The organism is Mumia sp. ZJ430 (assembly GCF_011751845.1).
Classification (GTDB): domain Bacteria; phylum Actinomycetota; class Actinomycetes; order Propionibacteriales; family Nocardioidaceae; genus Mumia.
The window spans coordinates 1,030,033-1,047,825 of record NZ_JAAHFK010000002.1 but is presented as its reverse complement, the minus strand read 5'-3'; the positions used below and the strand labels follow the sequence as shown (position 1 = coordinate 1,047,825).

The following is a 17,793-nucleotide window of genomic DNA, read 5'->3' as shown; positions in this document are numbered from 1 at the left end:
CGGCGCGTCACCTCACAGCATCAGCGGCAGCTTCCAGCAGTTGGAGTACGCCCGCCGGCCTTCGAGTCGGTCCGTGAGCCAGCCGATCGCCGACCCCTGGTCCTCGATGAGCGGCAGGAAGTGGTTCGTGAGCACGATCTTGTCACCGAGGTTGGGCAGGTAGATCGGCTCGTACGTGACGTTGGCGCCCTTGGCGCACCAGTCCACCGCGAGCTGACGGGCCTGACCGTGCGGGACGGTGTCGTCGGCGACGCCAGTGGCGACGCGCACGGGCGTGGACGGCTTGATCCGACCGATGCGCTGCGCGTCGACCGCCGCCTTCACCGCGGGCTCGCGGGCGATGACGTCGCCGAGCGAGATGCCCTGCTTGGTCCAGCTCTTGGTCTTGGCAAAGGGGTAGCCGAGGATGCCGTCGCCGACGCACATCGTCGAGACGTCGGCGAGCGCCGCGCGGCCAGCGTCGTTGATGTAGCTGTCGATGATCGGCTGGAGGGCAGGCTTGGCTTGGGCGAGCCCGTTCACCGTCCATCCGGCGGCCGCGGCGAGCGCGCTGCCATCGATGCCAGGGAGGACCTTCACGAGATCAGCCGGCGGAGCGCCCGCGTACACGCCGGCGAGCGTGACGTCCGGTGCGTACGTCGGCTGGAGCTCGGCCGCCGACGCGGTCGCGCCGCCGCCCTGGCTGTAGCCGTACAGGCCGACGGGGGAGGAGGCGGTGACCGAGGTCCCGGTCAGCGAGCGCGTCGCCCGTACGGCGTCGAGCACGGCGTGGCCCTCGTCGACACGGTTCACGTAGGTGTGCAGCCGGTCGGTCGCCCCGAGCCCGACGTAGTCGGTGACGGCGACCGCGATGCCCTTGGCGAGGAGGCGGTACGTGGCGAGGTTCTCGTAACCGACCGACACCGTGCCCTCGGTCAGGTTGAGCGCGAGCGCGTTCTCGAGCGCGAGCGACGCCGCGCACTGATCGCCTTGGCCCATGGTGCCGGGCGCCAGCACGACGAGCGGGCGCGGACCGCTGCCGGTCCACCGTGCGGCAGGCTCGATGTAGGCGCCGGTCACCGCGACGGGCTGGCCGTTCGAGTCGGTCGACTTGTACATCATCCGGGTCGCCGTCCCCGGGAGCGGACCGCTGAGGCCGGGCAGGCTCAGGCCGAGCGTGAGCGGCTCGCTCCGGATCAGGGCGCCGTTGGCGGACGGCAAGGACGTGGGCGGGTTGTAGAACGTCGGGATGGTGATGCCCCGGGAGACGACCGGGGTGTCCTCGGCCGCCGAGGCGGGCGCCTGGACGCCGAAGAGGACGAGCGCGGACAAGGCCGCGGTCATGAGGGGTCTGCGCAGCTGCTTCACGAGTGACTCCTGTATCGGTGGGTGCACGACGCCGACGAGAGCGTGGCGACGTGACGAGAATCCGACTGCGGTCACTCGCGGTAGCGAGGCGTGGCGCAGCGGGCAGTGCCCGCTGAAGGGTCCCCCGGGTGCGCGGGCTGCAACGTCTTCACGGCAGTTTTGCGAGGACGTTACTGATTGGTAACGGAGCCTAGGGGCTCGTGTTGTTTCGCGCACGACGTGGCGACGTCAACGATGGCGACGCGCCTGACGGATGCCGCCGGCGGGCTGGCCTTGTCGACCGGCGAGGCGATCCCCTCACCCCTTTGGCGAGCCCTCGCAGTCGCGTCCGCCGGCGAGGCCACCGGGTGCCGCCTCGTGGGCACGGGCACGGCCGAGGTTCCACTCCAACCAGTCGCCCGTACGGGCGGCGTCCACCCAGACGCACCCGCGCAGGTCGGCCGGCAGGTCCGCGAGGACCGGCGTGGCATCGGCGGAGAGGTCGGACAGGTAGTACCAGTCGATCTTGCCGGTGGCCTCGTACCGGTCGAGGTTGCGCTCGGCGATGTACGCGTCCGGGTTGAGCGCCGCCATCGCGAGGAGCGCGGCCGCCCCGGTGAGCAGGGCGGCGCGGGGGACCCACCGCCCCGAAAGCCTGATCCCCGCGACGAGGACGAGCAGGACCACGACGCCGAGCCACCCTTCGAAGAATGACACGAGGAGCCGGAGCTGGGTGAAGCCGTACGCCTCCTCGTACACGCTCATCCGGTGCAGCGCAGAGGCCACGACGACCAGCGTCAGCAGGCACAGCGCGCCCAGCACCATGCGCAGGAGCAGCCGGTCGCGGGCCGTCACGCGCGGGGCCTTCCGTGCCGCGAGCGCGACCACCGCGAGGGTGAGGAGCGTCGCGATCGTGAGCTGGGCGAAGCCCTGGTGCACGTACTCGGCGTACGTGAGTCCGGTCGTCCGTCGCAGGTAGTCGTGACCGCCGAACATCACGGTGAGCTGCGCGACGACGAAGACGGCGAACAGCCCGACGACCAGCGACACCGGCACCAGCCACTCGAAGCGTCGCACCACCGGGGAGCCGACCGGAACCGCCAGGCGCTCGACACGCGGCGGGTTGAGCGCGACGTAGACGCCGGCCAGCGTCAGGCCCCCGAGTGCCAGGCCGGTGAAGGCGCGAACGGGCATGTCGTCGAGGGTCAGGTCGGGCACGAGCGCGTCCGCCCAGCGGGCGAAGACCGCGTCGGCGGACGCGAAGAGCGCGCCGAAGACCACGACGGCGATGGCCGACAGCACGACCGTACGGACGATCGGGGCCCACGTGCGCGAACCGGGCGCGACGGTGAGCGACCTGCCCAGCCAGGGGAGCCCCCGTACCGCCGCGAGCGGGACCGCGGCCATCGAGGCGGCCATCCCGGGGACCGAGCGGCCCCCCGCCAGCGCCGTCGCGCCGACCGCGAACGCCGCGAGCAGGCACAAGATGCTCACCCACTCCGCCGCGAGCAGGAACAGCGGCGTCAGCAGGAGGACGCTCAGCGTGGCCGACACCAGGTGGTACGGGCGGCGGAACCGCTCGTCGGCGACGGCGACGACACCACAGACGCCGACGAAGACGAGGAACGTGCCGATCCCGAGGTCGCGGAACGGCAGCACCAGGGCGGCCAGCGCGCCGACGGCGGCGGCAGCGACGACAAGCCGGGGCCGTGCAGGTACCGACGGCTCGGGCCACAGCTGGCCGAAGAGGGCGTCGAGCAGGGGCTCGGGCTTCGGGGACGCTGGCGGAACGGGGTACGCAGGGTAGGCAGAGCTCACGCGGGTGTTCCTTCCGGGAGGTTCTCGGGGAGGCAGGCGCGGATCCGGCATCCGGTCGTGGTGTCGGCGACCTCGATCGAGCCGCCGTGCAGGTCGGTGACCCAGCGGGCGATCGCGAGGCCGAGGCCGGTGCCGCCGTCGTGCTGGCCGGCGCCGGTGCCGGTCGTGAAGCGCTCGAAGACGGCCGTCCGTTGGGTGGGGTCGATGCCGGGTCCTTCGTCAGAGACCTCGAGCACCATGCCGCGCTCGCCGGGCCGCGCCTGGACGTGCACGGCGCCCTGGTCGGGGCTGTGGCGTGCGGCGTTGTCGAGCAGGTTGGCGACGAGCTGGTGGAGCCGGGCGCGGTCGGCGCGTACGACGAGGTCGGACGGCTCGACCGACACCGCGAAGCGCACCGGCTGCCCGGTGAGCGCCGCTTCGCGGACGGCGTCGTCGAGGAACGGTCGTACCTCGATCGGTTGCGCGTCGAGTGCGCTGATCCCGGCATCGACGCGGGACAGGTCGAGCAGGTCGGAGACGAGGTGACTGAGCCGTTCGGTCTGCTCGAGCGCCGTACGGAGCTGCTCGGGGTCGGGATCGACGACGCCGTCGGCGAGGTTCTCCAGGAGCGCCCGCAGCGCCGTGACCGGAGTGCGCAGCTCGTGGGAGACGTTCGCGACGAGGTCGCGGCGCTGGCGGTCGACGGCTTCGAGGTCGGCGGCCATCGTGTTGAAGGCGCGGGCGAGCTCGCCGACCTCGTCGCGCGAGGATGCGGTCACCCGGCGGGAGTAGTCGCCGGTCGCCATCGTCCGTGCCGCCGCCGTCATCTCGCGCAGCGGCGACGTCATGCCGCGGGCGAGGAGCTGCGTGACGAGGAGCGCGACGGCGACCGTGGCGGGCACCGTCAGGAGCGGGTCGAGGCCGAGACGCGACCCGGCGAGGGGGAGCACGGCGGCGACGGCGACGGTCACCGCGACGAGGACCCCGAGCTTCGTCTTGATCGAACCGAGTCGGTCGAGCGGCCTCATGGCGTCACCTCGAGGGCGTACCCGACCCCGTGCACGGTGCGTACGGCCTCGGCGCCGATCTTGCCGCGCAGCGATCGGATGTGGCTGTCGACCGTACGGGTGCCGGCGGCGTCGCGCCAGTCCCAGACCTCGGCCAGCAGCTGCTCGCGGGTGAGGACCGTGCCGGGCTCGGTCGCAAGGCAGACCAGCAGGTCGAACTCGGTCGGGGTGAGGTGGACGAGCGTGCCGTCGAGCCGGACCTGGCGACGTGCACGGTCGACCTCGAGCGCACCGAGCGAGAGCGCCTCGGGCGCAGCGACCGTCAGCGCGGCCGCGCGCTCGACCCGCCGCAGGAGCGCCCGCACCCTCGCGACGAGCTCGCGCATGCTGAACGGCTTGGTGAGGTAGTCGTCCGCTCCGACCCCGAGCCCGACGAGGACGTCCGTCTCGTCGTCGCGGGCGGTGAGCATGAGGACCGGTACGGGGCGCTCGGCCTGCACGCGGCGGCACACCTCGTGGCCGTCGAATCCGGGCAGCATCACGTCGAGGACGACCAGGTCCGGTGGCCACTGGGCGGCGGTGGCGACGGCGCTCGGGCCGTCGTACTCCTGACGGACCTCGAACCCCTCGGCGACGAGGCGGTCGACGACCGACTGGTTGATGACACGCTCGTCCTCGACGACGAGGATCCGTGCTGCCGGTGTGCCCATGTCCTGAGCGTAAGTTCGCGGCTGCGCAGGTGGTGCCGAGAAGGTGTGAAGATCCTGTGCAGGTTGACCGCGTCGCCTACGCTCACCGGCATGAGTCGCCTGCGCCACCGCCTGATCATCGTCGCCGGGACCGCCGCGCTGTCGGGGGTCCTCGCGGTCGCTGCCGCGAACGCCGTCGTGGTGAAGCGGACCGACGACCGGGTCACCGACGACCCCGACGACCTGCCGCACGCCCAGGTCGCGATCGTCCCCGGGTCGTGGGTGCTCCCCGACGGCAGGCTCGGCGCGGTCGTCCAGCAGCGCGTCGACGCGGCGGTCGCGCTCTATCGCGCGGGGACGGTCGACAAGGTCCTCGTCTCCGGCGACAACCGGACGCACGCGTACAACGAGCCCGACGCGATGCGCGATGCCGTCCTCCGTGCAGGGGTGCCGCCCGAGGACGTGTTCACCGACTACGCCGGCCGCAGCACGTGGCACACGATGCGCCGCGCCCGCGAGGTCTTCCGTGTCGAGACGGCCGTCGTCGTGACGCAGGACTTCCACATCGCGCGCGCCGTGGATCTCGCAAGCGCCGCCGGGATGGACGTACGAGGGCTCGGCGTCGGCGACGCCAACCGCCTGCGGGTCAGCGCACGTGAGCTGCTCGCCCGCGTACGGGGCCTCGGCGAGGCGACACTCCGTCCCGACGTCATGCAGGGACCCGAGATCCCCATCACCGGCGACGGCCGCACCTCCTGGGCCAAGCCCGAGGCGACGTCCTAGGCGCCGCGGTCAGAGCCAGCCGTTGCGTCGGGCGAGATGCGCTGCCTCGACCTTGTTGCGCGTCCCCGTCTTGCCGATCGCGCTGGACAGATAGTTGCGGACCGTGCTCTTCGAGAGGTGCATCCGCTCGGCGATGTCCGCGATCGTCGCCCCGTCCTCGGCGGTGGTGAGCACGCTTCGTTCGCGGTCGGTCAGAGGCGAGGCGGCTTCGCGCAAGGCGCGACGGGCGAGTGTTGCGTCGATGGCGGTGCCGCCGCCCGCGACGTGTCGGACGGTCGCGGCGAGGTGCTCCGCGGGATCGTCCTTGACGACGAAGCCGCTCGCGCCGGCCGCCATCGCACGCTGGACGTAGCCCGGCCGCGCGAACGTCGTCACGATCAGGACGCGGCACGCGGGCAACTCGCGAGCGAGGTCCTCGGCGGCGTCGAGACCGCTGCGCCCCGGCAGCTCGATGTCGAGCAGCGCGACATCCGGTTGAGAGCGGAGCGCGTGGGGGAGCACGTCGCGGCCGTCAGCCACCTGGTCGACGACCTCGAGATCGGGTTCGAGCCCGAGGAGCACCGCGAGGGCGCCGCGCATCATCGTCTGGTCCTCGGCCAGCAGCAGGCGGATCACCGCGATCGCTCCGGCGCCGCGTCCAGTGCTGCCGGCACACGTGCGGTGAGCGAGAACCCGTCGGGGCCGGGCGCGACCTCCAGCTCGCCGCCGGCGGCGACGAGGCGGGACCGAAGGCCGTCGAGGCCACCGATCCGTCCCTCGTGCTCCGGTGGCGGCGTCCCGACGCCGTCGTCGCAGACGCGGAGCTCGAACGACGTCCCACGACGTACGAGGTCGATCCTGCACGTGCTGGCGCTGGAGTGGCGGAGCACGTTCGTCACTCCTTCGCGCAGCGCCCATGCGAGCGGAGTGCCCACCGCGGGGTCGATCGACGACGTCGGCGTGTGCACGTCGGCACGGATGCCGGCGGCGGTCAGCACGTCATGCGCTGCCTCGAGCTGCTCGGTGAGAGTCAGCGTTCGGACTGCGTGGACGGTCTCACGCACTTGCGTCAACGCGGTCCGCCCGATCTGCTCGATGTCGGCGGCGTGGACTGCAGCGGCGTCGGGGTCGGTGGGGACCAGTCGCCGGACTGCCTGCGCCTTCACCACCATGACGGAGAGGGTGTGCCCAAGCACGTCGTGAAGGTCGCGGGAGAACCGCTCGCGCTCGTCGGCGACGGCCGCGACGACGAGCTGCGCCCGGGTACGACGCAGTGCATCGGCGGTCGCCACCAGGTGGCTGAACGTCGCGGCCGCGGCTCCGGCGAGGGCGACGACGAACGCTTGCGAGTACACGTCCTCGACACTGGCGCCGCCGCGCGCGAGCGTTGAGGTCGCGAGCACGACCGCGAGGGTGATCGCGCCGAGAGCCACGGCCGGTCGGAAGGTGACCCCTGCCGTCATCGCGACGAGCAGCCACGCCGGAGGCCACCCGTCGTAGGCCAATGAGCCGATCCCGACCGAGACTGTCAGCACGACCCAGGCGGCCGTCGAGACGGTGCTCGAGCACGGCCAGCTCTTCAGGACCGCGACGACGCAGCTCGTGGCGGCGAGGGCGACCAGGCCCAGCGCGAGCACCACCGGGCCCGGTCCGGAGCGGACCTCAAGTGCCGGTGCCGCGAGGAGCACCGGCACCCACACCAGCACGGCGGCATGCCTAGGGAGGACTCGCGCGAGACGCGACACGGTGCTCACCGTACGCCCGGCGGGCTCTCCGTGGCCCCGCGGCTTGCGCTCACCGCAGCCGCCGCGAACGGTGCGCAGCGACGAGGACGACCACCGCGACGACCGCGTGCAGGGAGAGGAGTGCCCCCGTTGCCGCCGGTGACCGGGCGGCCGTCGGGCCGACGGCCGAGAGGAGCGTCCCGACGATCACGAGCGCTGTCCAGATCGGCAGTGCCCGAGCCGTGAGTCGCTCGAGGAGCCGCAGGATCAGCAGCCCGAGCAAGGCTCCGGCCGCTGCGGACGCGGCCACCGCCGCAACGCCGACCTCCTGCACCCCGTCGCCGGCCTCGACAGTGAGCTCGACGCCGGCAACCTTCGACGCGAACGTCCAGGCGATCATGGCGCACACGGTCGCAGCGGCGACGATGACGAGGTCGACGGTCCACGGCACGCGGGCGGCGGTGGGTCTGGTGCGGGGTGTGCTGACGGTAGACATCGGCGCTCCTTCGGTTCGGTGTCTTCGACCCTAGGCACCGAGGACCCCCTCACCGCAGAGGACGATGTCGCGAACGCGGCAGGACAGATGTCCTACCGCGCTCGCGAGCGAGGAGCTGTCAGGCCACGTCCCGTCGCCGGACTACGACGAGCACCAGCACCACGAGCCCGATGCAGTACGCCGCCACCGTCGCGAGCGCCTGGCCGCCGGTGAGGACCTCGAGGATGCCGGGAGTCTCGTTCGGGTTGGACGAGACGTCGACGATGGCGCCGACCAGCGAGCCGCCGGCCGTCCCGGGCAGGACCTCCGTCACCGCCTCGACCGGGCCGAGCAGCGCGCCCACCCCACGGAGCAGGTTCTCGACGACCAGGGCCCACACCAGTCCGAGCCCGACCGCCAGCGCGGGCCCCCGCGCCACGGTGCCGAGCGCATAGCCGAGCAGCGCCCACATCTCGAGCACCAGGAATCCGCCGCCGAAGGACTCGAGCAGCGCGCCAACCGACGGCCAGGTGACTGCCTGCGACTCCGTACCGGCAACGAGGAGCGAGACCCCGGTGAACAGCACGAGCGTCAGCGCGAGGCTGCCGAGGACTGCGGCGGTGAGCGCGACGAGCGAGCCTCCGACCGTGGCGGGGCGCGACGGCCCCTGGGTGAAGACCGTCTTCCACGTCCCCCAGCCGTAGCCGTTGCCGGCCACGATCGCGCCGAGCACCAGCGCCAGCGCACCGCCGAACATCGGCAGCCCCTGGACGAGCACCGTCGGCAGCGCCGCAGGGAGCATCTCGACGAGCAGCTGCGCGCGGGTGTCGCCGTCGCCGGCGAAGCTGAGGTCGCCCGTCCGGTACGACAGGTACGGGAACAGATAGCCGAAGACCAGGGCCAGGGCGACCCAGACGGCCACCAGCACCCACACGGCCGGCCACTTGCGGAGCCGCAACAGCTCCGCCCGGGTGCTGCGCGTCATCGGGTTGTCGATCAGCGTGGTCATGCCACCTTCTCCTTCGTGGTCGGTGCCTCGGTGGTCATCTCGAAGAAGACCTCCTCGAGGCTGCGTTCGGTGGGGGACACCTCGTGGACGTCGACACCAGCCGCGACAAGGTCGCGGACGAGTGCGGGGGCAGCGGCCGCCGTCAGCGCGAGCTCGAGCCCGTGCGGCGTGCGGCGTGCGGCGTCCTCGCCCGCGACGCGCATCGCGACCGCGATGGCCGCGTCCTCCGGGGTCGCGCGGACCCGTAGCGTCGCGTCACCGCGCAGCTCGTCGACCCGCGCCTCGCGCAGGAGCCGACCGTCGTTGATGACGCCGACGCGGTCGCAGATCTCCTGGACCTCGGCGAGGAGGTGGCTGGAGAGCAGCACGGTCTGGCCGCCGCGCGCGAGCGACACCACGAGAGCCCGCATGTCGGCCATCCCGGCCGGGTCGAGGCCGTTGGTGGGCTCGTCGAGCACGATCAGCTCCGGGTCGCCCATGAGCGCGGAGGCCACACCGAGCCGCTGCTTCATGCCGAGCGAGTACGCCTTGAACTTGTCATCCGCGCGGTCGGTCAGATCGACACGCGCGAGCGCAGCGTCGACGGCATCGTCGCCGAGGCCCCGGTAGCGGGCCATCGTCCGCAGGTTGTCCCGCCCGGACAGGTACGGGAAGAATCCCGGCCCCTCCACGAGCGCACCGACCCGTGCGGTCACGTCAGGACGTCCCGCAGGGCGTCCGAGGACGCTCGCCTCTCCAGCCGTGGGCCGGATCAGTCCGAGCATCATCCGCAGGGTCGTCGTCTTGCCGGCCCCGTTCGGGCCGAGGAATCCGTAGACCTCGCCCCGTCGTACGGTCATGCTGACCGAGTCCACGGCGAGTCGGTCGCCGTACCTCTTGGTCAGCCCGTCTGTCTGTACCACCAGATCGTCCATGCCCCCTACGGTCGTCGCCTGGGGCGCGGAAAGCGTCCGCCCTGACGCGGCTCCTCCGTACGCGGATCTGCGTACGCCGAAGCCTCGCGTGGCCGTACGCCGTAGGGCTCGCCGCGGTCTATCCTCGGCCCGTGAGCGACCGGCGCAGCGTCCTAGCGAACGCCCACGGTTGGTGGGCGATGGTGGTCGTCGTGCTGCTCGGCACGTTCGCGGCCAACCGCGACGTGGACCCTGGTCACGGCGAGGTGCTGGGCGCCGTGATCATCGCGGTGCTCGCCGTCCTTCCTACTGTGCTTCCGTGGCGACCTGAGGTCGCCGTCGTGGCCAGCGGCGTCTGCACGGCCGTCTACTTCGGCGCGGGCTTCGCGGACGGGCCTATCTTCTTGGCTCTTCCGACCGTGACGTTCGTGGTCGCGCTGCGGGCGACGTCGTGGAGGTGGGTGCCGTGGGCCGCCGGCGCCGCCCTCGTCGCCGCGAGCTCCCTGCTCGCCCGGATGCTCGTCACCGGCGCCGACCGTCCTCAGGAGGTCTGGCAAGCGATCGGGCTGCTGGCCGTGGTCGCCGCGGCGGGTGCCGTCGCCACCGCCGTGAGCCAGCTTGAGGCGTCGCGCGCCGACCGCAGCGCGCGTGCGGCGACCGAGGAGCAGCTGCGGATGGCGCAGGACCTGCACGACGGCGTCGGCCATGGCCTCGCGGTGATCGCGATGCAGGCCGGTGTCGCGCTGCACGTGCTCGACCGCGACCCGGCCAAGGCTCGCGAGAGCATCGAGGCGATCCGGGCGACGAGCCGCGAGTCGCTGGACGCGTTGCGCGCCGAGCTTGGGCGGATGTCGGGCGCGGAGGCCGCGCGCCGACCCGTACGGGGGATCGGCGACCTCGACGCGCTGCTCGACCGGGTGCGCGCGGGTGGGCTGGAGGTCGTCCGGACCGGTGACGTGGGCGATGTCGACGATCGTCTCGGCGAGGTCGTGTACGCGGTCGCGCAAGAAGCGCTGACGAACGTCCTGCGGCATGCGAGTGCCACGCGGGCCGTGCTCTCGCTCGTCCGGGCCGACGGAGAGCTGGTGGTCGCCGTCAGCGACGACGGGCGTGGTGGCCCGACCTCCGGCCAGGATGAGGGCATGGGCATCTTGGGCATGCGGGCACGGGTCGGTGAGGTCGGCGGCGTGCTCGAGGTCGGGCCGGTGGAAGGCACGGGCTTCCGTGTCCGCGCGACGCTCCCGGAGCAGCGGTGATCAGGGTGGCGCTGGTCGACGACCAGCCGCTCGTCCGGATGGGGTTGGCGACCCTCATCGAGACCGAGGACGACCTCGAGCTCGTGGGTGCAGCTGCCGACGGTCGCGAGGGGCTCGCGCTGATCCGCCGGACGACGCCCGACGTCGTGCTGTGCGACATCCGGATGCCGGTCCTCGACGGCCTCGCGCTGCTCGCCGACGTGAACAGTGACGCCACGCTCGACGGCGTCCGCATCGTGATGCTGACGACGTTCGAGCTCGACGAGTACGTCTTCGAGGCGCTGCGCCACGGAGCAAGCGGCTTCCTGCTCAAGGACGCCGAGCCGACGGCGCTGCTCGACGGCATCCGCGTCGTGGCGGCCGGCGGCTCGCTGCTCGCCCCGTCGGTGACGCGCACCGTGATCGAGCGGTTCAGCGGCTCGTCCGCCGCGGCGCGCCCGCACCCGCGGCTGGACGACCTCACAGAGAGGGAGCGCGAGATCCTCGGCTGGGTCGCGACGGGCCGTTCCAACCAGGAGATCGCCGACGCGCTCGTGGTCAGTCCCGACACGGTCCGTACGCACGTGAGCCGCGCGATGGTCAAGCTCCACGCGCGAGACCGGGCGCAGCTCGTCGTCTTCGCGATCGAGTCCGGCCTTCGGCGCTGACCGAAAACCGGATGACGGCCGTCGCGGCGCTGCGTACGGTGACGTCCATGAGTACGACTCCCGCGCTGGCTCGCGTGGCGACCCTCGTGGTGCGCCCCCGCCGAGCCTGACGGCGCGACCTTCTTCTCACCTTCCGCGCCGTCTTCCGGATGCCCCCGCACCCGGCAGCGCGTCGAACGACCCCCGCGTCCGGGTGCTCCTCTCCTCCGGTTGGAGCGCTCCCTTGCGATCACGCACCCCTCTTGGCGGCCGGCACGAGCTCGGCCAGAACTTCCTCCACCACCGTCCGACGATCGAGCGGATCGTCGCGCTCGTCCGTGCCACCGACGGGCCGATCCTCGAGATCGGCTGCGGCGACGGCGCTCTCACGTACCCGCTCGCGCGCCTCGGCCGTGACCTGGCCGCGGTCGACCTCGACCGACGCCGCGTCGATCGGCTCCGGTCGCGGCTTCCGTCGGTCACGGTCCGTCACGCCGACGCGCTCGACGTCAGGCTCGATCGTCCCGTGGTCGTCGGCAACGTCCCGTTCCACCTCACCACACCGATCCTGCGGCGCCTGCTCCGCTCGCCCGGCTGGCGGCACGCCGTCCTGCTGACCCAGTGGGAGGTCGCGCGGAAGCGGGCCGGCGTCGGCGGGAGCACGATGATGTCGGCGCAGAGCGCGCCGTGGTTCGCGTTCGGGCTGCACCAGCGCGTCCCGGCTCGCCACTTCACGCCGATGCCGAGCGTCGACGGCGGGATCCTCGCCGTCGACCGCCGAGAACGGCCGCTCGTCCCGGAAACCGAGCGCGCCCCGTACGAGCGCTTCGTCAAGGCGGTCTTCACCGGCCGTGGCTCCGGTCTGGAGCAGATCCTCGTACGGGCGGGCGGGGCACGTTCGGGTGAGGTCCGGCACGCGCTGCGGGACGCGGAGGTCGCGCGCGGAGCGCTGCCGAGGGAGCTCACGCCCGACCAGTGGGCCTCACTGTGGAGGCGGGTCGGGCAGTGGTAGTGCTCAGGCTCGGGCGCCGAGGTCGCGGAGCCGTGCCTCGAGCGCGGCCATGCGCATGTGACGCGCAGCCTGTACGGGGGTCTGCTCGTCGAGCTCGGACTCGAGGAGCGGGTCGGCACCGTGGTCGAGCAGGACGGTTGCGCTCTCCTCCTGCCCGGCCAGGATGCTCGCGACGAGCGCCGTCGACGGGAACTCCGGGTGGGCGTAGTCGACGTCCACGCCTTGGTCGAGGTGATAGCAGACCAGCTCGACGTCGCCCTTGCACGCCGCGCCGAACATGTCCTTCCAGTCGCCGCCGGACATCGCCCCTCCTGGTCGCCTCGAACTGGCGCCCCACCCTAGTAGCGGTGGTGGTGCGCGGTCGCGTCGATCGCCTGCGCGATCGCCGCCGCGTCGGGGCTGCTGAGCAGGAGCTCGTCGAAGCCGGTCGTCCCGCGATCGAGCGCGACGCGCAGCAGCGGCTGTCCGCGCCGCATCGAGACCAGGCGGCGTACGCCGGATGGGTGCCGGAACGTGCCGACCTTCAGATAGCCGGAGACGACGAGACCCGAACGGATCCCAAGGATCTCTGAGGTCCAGCCAGGCTCGACGGAGGTGTCGACGATCGCGTCCAGCGGGGCAGTGAAGGCGGACCGCCCTGCCATCCACCGCTCCCAGCCGGGGAACTCGAGATGGATGCCTGCGGCGTCGGCGCTGATGTGCGTCATGAACGTCCTCCGTCAACCTAGAATCAACCTGACGTTGCGAACATTATCATGATGAGAACAATGACGGGAGTCGATTCATGGCGCAGAGGTCGTCGGTCGCCGACGTGGTGATGCATCCGGTACGGCTGCGCATCGTCCAGCAGCTTGGTGGACGTCGCCTCACGACGGCGCAGCTCCGCGAGGCGTTGCCCGACGTCACGCAGGCGACTCTTTATCGCCACGTCGCGACGCTGGTCGAGGCCGGGATCCTCGAGGTCGTGGGAGAGCGGAGGGTGCGAGGAGCGGTCGAGCGCACGCTCGCGCTGGGCGAGCAGATGGCGCACGTCGGCCAGGCCGAGCTCCGGGCGATGAGCGCGGCGCAGCTGCGTACGGCGTTCCTCACCTTCCTCGGTGACGTGAGTGCGAGCTTCGACAGGATCGTCGACCACCCCGAGGCGAGCCTTCGCGACTACCTCGGATTCGGGCGGGGGCCGCTCTACGTGACGGCGGACGACCTCGCCGCGATCCAGGCCGGGCTCGGCGACCTCCTCGCCCCGTACCTCACCGACGACGGCACCGGCAAGCGACGGGTCAGCCTCGCGACGATCCTCCTTCCCGAACCCGACGACGAGTGAGCAGCGAACAGAATCGGGCGCAAAGCACGCGCGGAGCCACTACCGTCTCGGACACGCTGCGCCGGCAGCACGAGAGGGGGAACCCATGACGGACGAGGTGCGGAGCTCGCACGCAGCGGACCTGGCCCGGGCGCTGGACGCGGTCAGCACACCGCCGACGATCACGACACCGCTGGGGGAGTTCACGCTGTTCGACGGCGTCCCGGTCGGAGATTCCGTCGGGCGGCTGTACGACGGGCTCGACTTCATGCGCGGGGTCGAGGTCTTCCTCAACGCGATGCCTGGGGCGTCGCTGGTGGCGATGCGCAGCGGCCTGCGCAGCGTCGGGATCACCGCGCCGCACCAGCTGGCGTACACCGATCCGCGGGCCAGCTCCAGCAGCTACTTCCTCACGCCCAACACGGCGACGACCTACGGCACGATGTTCCTCGACCTGCGGGCGAGCGGGCCGATCGTGATCGAGCCGCCGAAGCAGTCCCTGTGCGTCGTCGACGACTTCTGGTTCCGCTACGTCGCCGACATGGGGATCGCCGGACCGGACCGCGGCGAGGGCGGACGCTACCTGTTCCTGCCGCCCGGTTACGACGGTGACGTCCCGGAGGGCTACTTCGTCTCCCGCACACCGACGTACACGAACTGGGTGGTCTTCCGCGCACTCGGCGGCGTGCCTGCCCTGAAGGAGACGAAGGTCTACGCACTCTCCGACGCGGCCGATCCGCCCGAGATGGAGTACGTGAACATCGCCGGGCTCGCGTTCAACACCGTCCACGCCAACGACGTCACGTTCTATGAGGAGATCGACGAGCTCGTGCAGGAGGAGCCGGTCGCAGCTCTGGACGCCGAGCGCGCCGGACAGCTCGCCGCCGTCGGCATCGTCCACGGCAAGCCGTTCGCGCCCGACGACCGGCTGCGGAGCATCCTCGATGACGCGGCAAAGACGGGAGCGGCGATCAGCCGTGCCCTCGTGTACGCGCCGCGCGACCCCGACGCGTATCTCTACGAGGGGTCGTCCTGGCTGTCGGCCTTCACCGGCGGCAGCTACGAGTTCCTCCGAGACGGCGCGAGGCTCCTCGACTCACGGACGCAGTTCCACTACTTCGCGACGGTGATCACGCCCGCGATGGCGCATGCGCAGGTCGGCGCGGGCTCCGCGTACGCGTACGTCGCCCGCGACGCCGAGGGGGAGGTGCTCGACGGCGGGAGCACCTACACGCTCACGTTGCCGGCGGACCCTCCGGCGAAGAACTTCTGGTCGATCGACGTGTACGACACGCAGACCCGGTCGTTGCTGCAGACCGACGACCCGTACCCGAGCGTCATGAGCCTGACCGGCGACGTCGCCGCGAACACGGACGGGTCGATCACGGTCTGGTTCGGCCCGACCGCGCCCGAGGGTCGCGAGGCGAACTGGATCCAGACCGTGCCCGGCAAGAGCTGGTTCCCCATCCTGCGCCTGTACGGCCCTCTTGAGCCGTGGTTCGAGAAGACCTGGCGCCCTGGCGAGCTGGAGAGGCAGCCCGGCCCGCGATGACGCCGACCGGGCTGCGCGCCACCGTCAGTCGCCGCGCTCGACCAGCGCGTCCGTGAGCAGACCGACCAGGGCCTCCAGCTGGACGTCGGTCGAGGCCTTCTCGTCGACGACCTCGCCGTCGAGCGCCGTCGCGGCCAGGGCAGCCTTGGAGTCGATGAGCTCGGCGACCTTCGCGTCGATGGTCTGCGCGCCGATGATGCGCCACGCGGTGACCGGCTCGGCCTGACCGATGCGGTGCACCCGGTCGATCGCCTGGGTCTGCTCCGCATCGGTCCACGAGAGCTCGGCGAGCACGACGTTGGACGCGACCTGCAAGTTGACGCCCACTCCGGCAGCGGTCAGCGAGCACACGATGACCGCGACCTCGGGGTCGTTGACGAAGGCGTCGATGTCGCGCTGGCGCTGCGTCGAGGTCTGGTCGCCGCGGATCGTCGCGTAGCGCAGCCCGCGCTTGGCGAGCGTCTCCTCGGCCACGTCCATGACGTCGAGGTGCTTCGCGAAGAAGACGACCTTGCCGACGCTGCGGGCGAGCTGCGCGGTGTAGTCGGCGGCGAGCCCGGCCTTCGCCAGGCCGATCCGCCGCATCATCCCGAAGACGTTGCCCGTCTCGTTCGTGTCCTCCTCGCGCTCCCACTTGGCGACGAGGCGCACGAGCTCGTGGTCGATGCCGTCGACGACCTTGCCGGACGACCGGTGATCGAGGGCGTTGTCGTACCGGGCGACCATGCGGCGGGCGAGCACGCGCTCGGCCTCGCGGATCGAACGGCCGGTCTCGTCGTCGAGCTCCACCGGGATGTCCGCGATCCGGCGTGCGGGGATGTCGGCGGCGACGTCGAGCTTGCGGCGTCGCACGATGCCCATGTCGACGACGCATCGGCGCGCCGCGGCATAGAAGCCGGGCTCGCCGGGGGAGAGCCCGGTCTCCTCGAGCGCCGACATGAGCTCGGGGAGGGGCTTGCGGTCGTCGATCCAGCCGAGGAACTGCCAGATCGCGCGGAAGTCCTCGATGTCGTTGATGAGCGGCGTGCCGGTGAGCGCCATCAGCAGCGGGCGCATCGTCCGGGCGCGGATGCGCTCCGACAGCTCGAGCGCATGCTGCGAGCGCTGGGACTTGCGGTTCTTGATGAAGTGGGCCTCGTCGACCACCATGCCGCGGAAGCCGTGCTCGCCGAGCCAGCCGATGTGGCGGTCGAGGACCTCGTAGTTGACGACGACGATGTCGGCGAACCCGTCGATCGTGTTGCCGTCGCCGTGGATGACGGTCGCGCTGCGACGCGGCGTCCACAGGCCCGCCTCGCGTGCCCAGTTGATCTTGACGACGTTGGGGGCGACCACGAGGAGCGGGAACGCGTCGGCGGCCTGGGCCGCGAGCAGAGCCTGGGCGGTCTTGCCGAGGCCGGGCTCGTCGGCGAGCAGGAACGTCCTGTGCCCGTCGGTCGCGGCCGCGACGAGCTCTGCCTGGTGGGGCATGAGCTCGCGACCCTCACGGGTGCTCAGCGAGGTCGGGACCGGCAGCTTCATGCTCGACGCCGGCCCCCCGCGCTCGAACGAGCGGAGCAGGGGCTCGATCAGCTCCCAGTTGGCCAGACGCCCCGTACGAGGTCGGCTGGGGGTCGACGCTGTGGAGAAGTCCGGGGTGAGGAACGGGTTGGCGAGCTGTCGCGACACGACCGACTGGGGCCGGACCTGGCGCTCGGTCGTCGTCGGCGCGCTCGCCTCAGGCTCAGGCTCCGGCTCTTCCTCGACCTCGAGGCCGGCGGCGACCAGCATCTCGCGGCGGAGCCTGATCGCGGCGGGGGAGATGACGGCGTCGTCCGCGAGCAGCGTGAACAGAGAAGGATCGCGTGCCGCCGTGGTCGCGAGGATCGTGGCGATCCCGTCGAGGCGCTTGAGCTGCTCCGCGCGGCGGGCCTCGGGCATCTCGTCCTGCTTGACCCTCGCGCGCTCCTCGCGCACGAGCAACGCGATCACCTGGAACGCGGTCCGCGTGGACTCCGAGGCCGTCCCGCGCTGGACCGCACGCTCGACCTCTCGCACGGCCTGCGCAAGCAGGGGGAGGAGGCCGACGTTGTCGCCGTCGTTGGTGCGCTCACGCTGTGGTCGGCGAGAACCCCCCTTGCGGCGGGGGTCCGGTCGACGCTGGGCCGGTCGGGCCAACGATCCTCCTCGGATTCGGTACGCCTGCCGGGGTGCTGGCGCACCCCGACAGCCAGCCGGACGGCCTGGGCGAGACACGGAGGAGACGGTCGTTCCGTCTCCGATGCCTGCGCGCCGCGGCGAGTGAGCGATCGCCGAGCGAGTGCTCCTGGCGACGGACACCGGCCGCATCGGGGAGATGGCGAGCGCCGATGTCCTCGTGCGGGCT

At 71.7% G+C, this 17,793-nt stretch carries 18 protein-coding genes; 6 read left to right on the top strand and 12 right to left on the bottom strand.

What is annotated here, in order from left to right; all coding sequences use genetic code 11:
• Positions 1-12: 12 nt before the first annotated feature.
• The 4 genes from HCT63_RS11535 to HCT63_RS11520 all read right to left on the bottom strand — a co-directional run bounded on the left by HCT63_RS11535 (position 13) and on the right by HCT63_RS11520 (position 4,840).
• Complete coding sequence (locus tag HCT63_RS11535) at positions 13-1,347, bottom strand: lipase family protein (RefSeq protein WP_243842994.1); 1,335 nt, start codon at positions 1,345-1,347, stop codon at positions 13-15.
• Between the two features lie 297 nt (positions 1,348-1,644).
• Entirely contained in the window at positions 1,645-3,144 is a 1,500-nt protein-coding gene (locus HCT63_RS11530; protein ID WP_167004381.1) for a DUF4173 domain-containing protein, read from the bottom strand.
• On the bottom strand, positions 3,141-4,151 hold the full coding sequence (locus HCT63_RS11525) for an ATP-binding protein (RefSeq protein WP_167004378.1): 1,011 nt from the start codon (positions 4,149-4,151) through the stop codon (positions 3,141-3,143). Before HCT63_RS11525 ends, HCT63_RS11530 begins: the two co-directional genes overlap by 4 nt.
• Positions 4,148-4,840: a response regulator transcription factor gene (locus HCT63_RS11520; RefSeq protein WP_167004375.1), complete on the bottom strand. Its 693-nt coding sequence runs from the start codon at positions 4,838-4,840 to the stop codon at positions 4,148-4,150. Before HCT63_RS11520 ends, HCT63_RS11525 begins: the two co-directional genes overlap by 4 nt.
• 90 nt (positions 4,841-4,930) lie before the next feature.
• Here HCT63_RS11520 and HCT63_RS11515 point away from each other — a divergent pair, with 90 nt between their 5' ends.
• Positions 4,931-5,602 (top strand): ElyC/SanA/YdcF family protein, encoded by a 672-nt coding sequence (locus tag HCT63_RS11515; RefSeq protein ID WP_167004372.1) that lies wholly within the window; start codon positions 4,931-4,933, stop codon positions 5,600-5,602.
• A 9-nt stretch (positions 5,603-5,611) separates the two neighbouring features.
• On the opposite strand, the gene HCT63_RS20470 is transcribed toward HCT63_RS11515, so the two are convergent.
• The 5 genes from HCT63_RS20470 to HCT63_RS11495 form a co-directional block, all read right to left on the bottom strand.
• Positions 5,612-6,217, bottom strand: coding sequence for a response regulator transcription factor (locus tag HCT63_RS20470; protein ID WP_279587738.1), 606 nt, complete (start codon positions 6,215-6,217; stop codon positions 5,612-5,614).
• The gene (locus HCT63_RS20465) at positions 6,214-7,326 is read right to left on the bottom strand and encodes a sensor histidine kinase (protein ID WP_243842993.1); all 1,113 of its coding nucleotides are present in this window, start codon (positions 7,324-7,326) and stop codon (positions 6,214-6,216) included. The genes HCT63_RS20470 and HCT63_RS20465 overlap by 4 nt, the downstream gene beginning before the upstream one ends.
• Positions 7,327-7,375: 49 nt before the next feature.
• Positions 7,376-7,801, bottom strand: a complete 426-nt coding sequence (locus HCT63_RS11505) for a DUF6069 family protein (RefSeq protein ID WP_167004366.1) — start codon at positions 7,799-7,801, stop codon at positions 7,376-7,378.
• A 118-nt stretch (positions 7,802-7,919) separates the two neighbouring features.
• The gene (locus tag HCT63_RS11500) at positions 7,920-8,789 is read right to left on the bottom strand and encodes an ABC transporter permease subunit (RefSeq protein WP_167004363.1); all 870 of its coding nucleotides are present in this window, start codon (positions 8,787-8,789) and stop codon (positions 7,920-7,922) included.
• A complete protein-coding gene (locus HCT63_RS11495; protein WP_167004361.1) occupies positions 8,786-9,703 on the bottom strand; it encodes an ABC transporter ATP-binding protein in 918 nt (305 codons plus the stop codon). The genes HCT63_RS11500 and HCT63_RS11495 overlap by 4 nt, the downstream gene beginning before the upstream one ends.
• Before the next feature lie 131 nt (positions 9,704-9,834).
• Between HCT63_RS11495 and HCT63_RS11490 the strand changes: the two genes are divergently transcribed.
• The 3 genes from HCT63_RS11490 (at position 9,835) to erm (ending at position 12,576) form a co-directional block, all read left to right on the top strand.
• Positions 9,835-10,938 (top strand): sensor histidine kinase, encoded by a 1,104-nt coding sequence (locus HCT63_RS11490; protein ID WP_167004358.1) that lies wholly within the window; start codon positions 9,835-9,837, stop codon positions 10,936-10,938.
• Positions 10,935-11,585 (top strand): response regulator transcription factor, encoded by a 651-nt coding sequence (locus HCT63_RS11485; RefSeq protein ID WP_167004355.1) that lies wholly within the window; start codon positions 10,935-10,937, stop codon positions 11,583-11,585. Before HCT63_RS11490 ends, HCT63_RS11485 begins: the two co-directional genes overlap by 4 nt.
• A 223-nt stretch (positions 11,586-11,808) precedes the next feature.
• Complete coding sequence (gene erm / locus HCT63_RS11480) at positions 11,809-12,576, top strand: 23S ribosomal RNA methyltransferase Erm (RefSeq protein WP_167004352.1); 768 nt, start codon at positions 11,809-11,811, stop codon at positions 12,574-12,576.
• A gap of 3 nt (positions 12,577-12,579) precedes the next feature.
• On the opposite strand, the gene HCT63_RS11475 is transcribed toward erm, so the two are convergent.
• Complete coding sequence (locus HCT63_RS11475) at positions 12,580-12,879, bottom strand: ankyrin repeat domain-containing protein (protein WP_167004349.1); 300 nt, start codon at positions 12,877-12,879, stop codon at positions 12,580-12,582.
• 35 nt (positions 12,880-12,914) lie between these two features.
• Positions 12,915-13,283 (bottom strand): hypothetical protein, encoded by a 369-nt coding sequence (locus HCT63_RS11470; protein ID WP_167004346.1) that lies wholly within the window; start codon positions 13,281-13,283, stop codon positions 12,915-12,917.
• Between the two features lie 77 nt (positions 13,284-13,360).
• Between HCT63_RS11470 and HCT63_RS11465 the strand changes: the two genes are divergently transcribed.
• Positions 13,361-13,897, top strand: coding sequence for a helix-turn-helix domain-containing protein (locus HCT63_RS11465; protein WP_167004343.1), 537 nt, complete (start codon positions 13,361-13,363; stop codon positions 13,895-13,897).
• A gap of 85 nt (positions 13,898-13,982) precedes the next feature.
• The gene (locus HCT63_RS11460) at positions 13,983-15,428 is read left to right on the top strand and encodes a DUF1254 domain-containing protein (RefSeq protein ID WP_167004340.1); all 1,446 of its coding nucleotides are present in this window, start codon (positions 13,983-13,985) and stop codon (positions 15,426-15,428) included.
• A gap of 24 nt (positions 15,429-15,452) precedes the next feature.
• On the opposite strand, the gene HCT63_RS11455 is transcribed toward HCT63_RS11460, so the two are convergent.
• The gene (locus HCT63_RS11455) at positions 15,453-17,585 is read right to left on the bottom strand and encodes a DEAD/DEAH box helicase (RefSeq protein ID WP_347877935.1); all 2,133 of its coding nucleotides are present in this window, start codon (positions 17,583-17,585) and stop codon (positions 15,453-15,455) included.
• Positions 17,586-17,793: the final 208 nt, after the last annotated feature.

What these genes read in the sequence shown, in the direction of transcription:
- HCT63_RS11525 (WP_167004378.1), bottom strand. Translation starts at nt 4,151, where the DNA reads ATGAGGCCGCTCGACCGACTCGGTTCGATCAAGACGAAGCTCGGGGTC.
- HCT63_RS11520 (WP_167004375.1), bottom strand. Translation starts at nt 4,840, where the DNA reads ATGGGCACACCGGCAGCACGGATCCTCGTCGTCGAGGACGAGCGTGTC.
- HCT63_RS11515 (WP_167004372.1), top strand. Translation starts at nt 4,931, where the DNA reads ATGAGTCGCCTGCGCCACCGCCTGATCATCGTCGCCGGGACCGCCGCG.
- HCT63_RS11505 (WP_167004366.1), bottom strand. Translation starts at nt 7,801, where the DNA reads ATGTCTACCGTCAGCACACCCCGCACCAGACCCACCGCCGCCCGCGTG.
- HCT63_RS11500 (WP_167004363.1), bottom strand. Translation starts at nt 8,789, where the DNA reads ATGACCACGCTGATCGACAACCCGATGACGCGCAGCACCCGGGCGGAG.
- HCT63_RS11495 (WP_167004361.1), bottom strand. Translation starts at nt 9,703, where the DNA reads ATGGACGATCTGGTGGTACAGACAGACGGGCTGACCAAGAGGTACGGC.
- HCT63_RS11475 (WP_167004349.1), bottom strand. Translation starts at nt 12,879, where the DNA reads ATGTCCGGCGGCGACTGGAAGGACATGTTCGGCGCGGCGTGCAAGGGC.
- HCT63_RS11470 (WP_167004346.1), bottom strand. Translation starts at nt 13,283, where the DNA reads ATGACGCACATCAGCGCCGACGCCGCAGGCATCCATCTCGAGTTCCCC.
- HCT63_RS11465 (WP_167004343.1), top strand. Translation starts at nt 13,361, where the DNA reads ATGGCGCAGAGGTCGTCGGTCGCCGACGTGGTGATGCATCCGGTACGG.
- HCT63_RS11460 (WP_167004340.1), top strand. Translation starts at nt 13,983, where the DNA reads ATGACGGACGAGGTGCGGAGCTCGCACGCAGCGGACCTGGCCCGGGCG.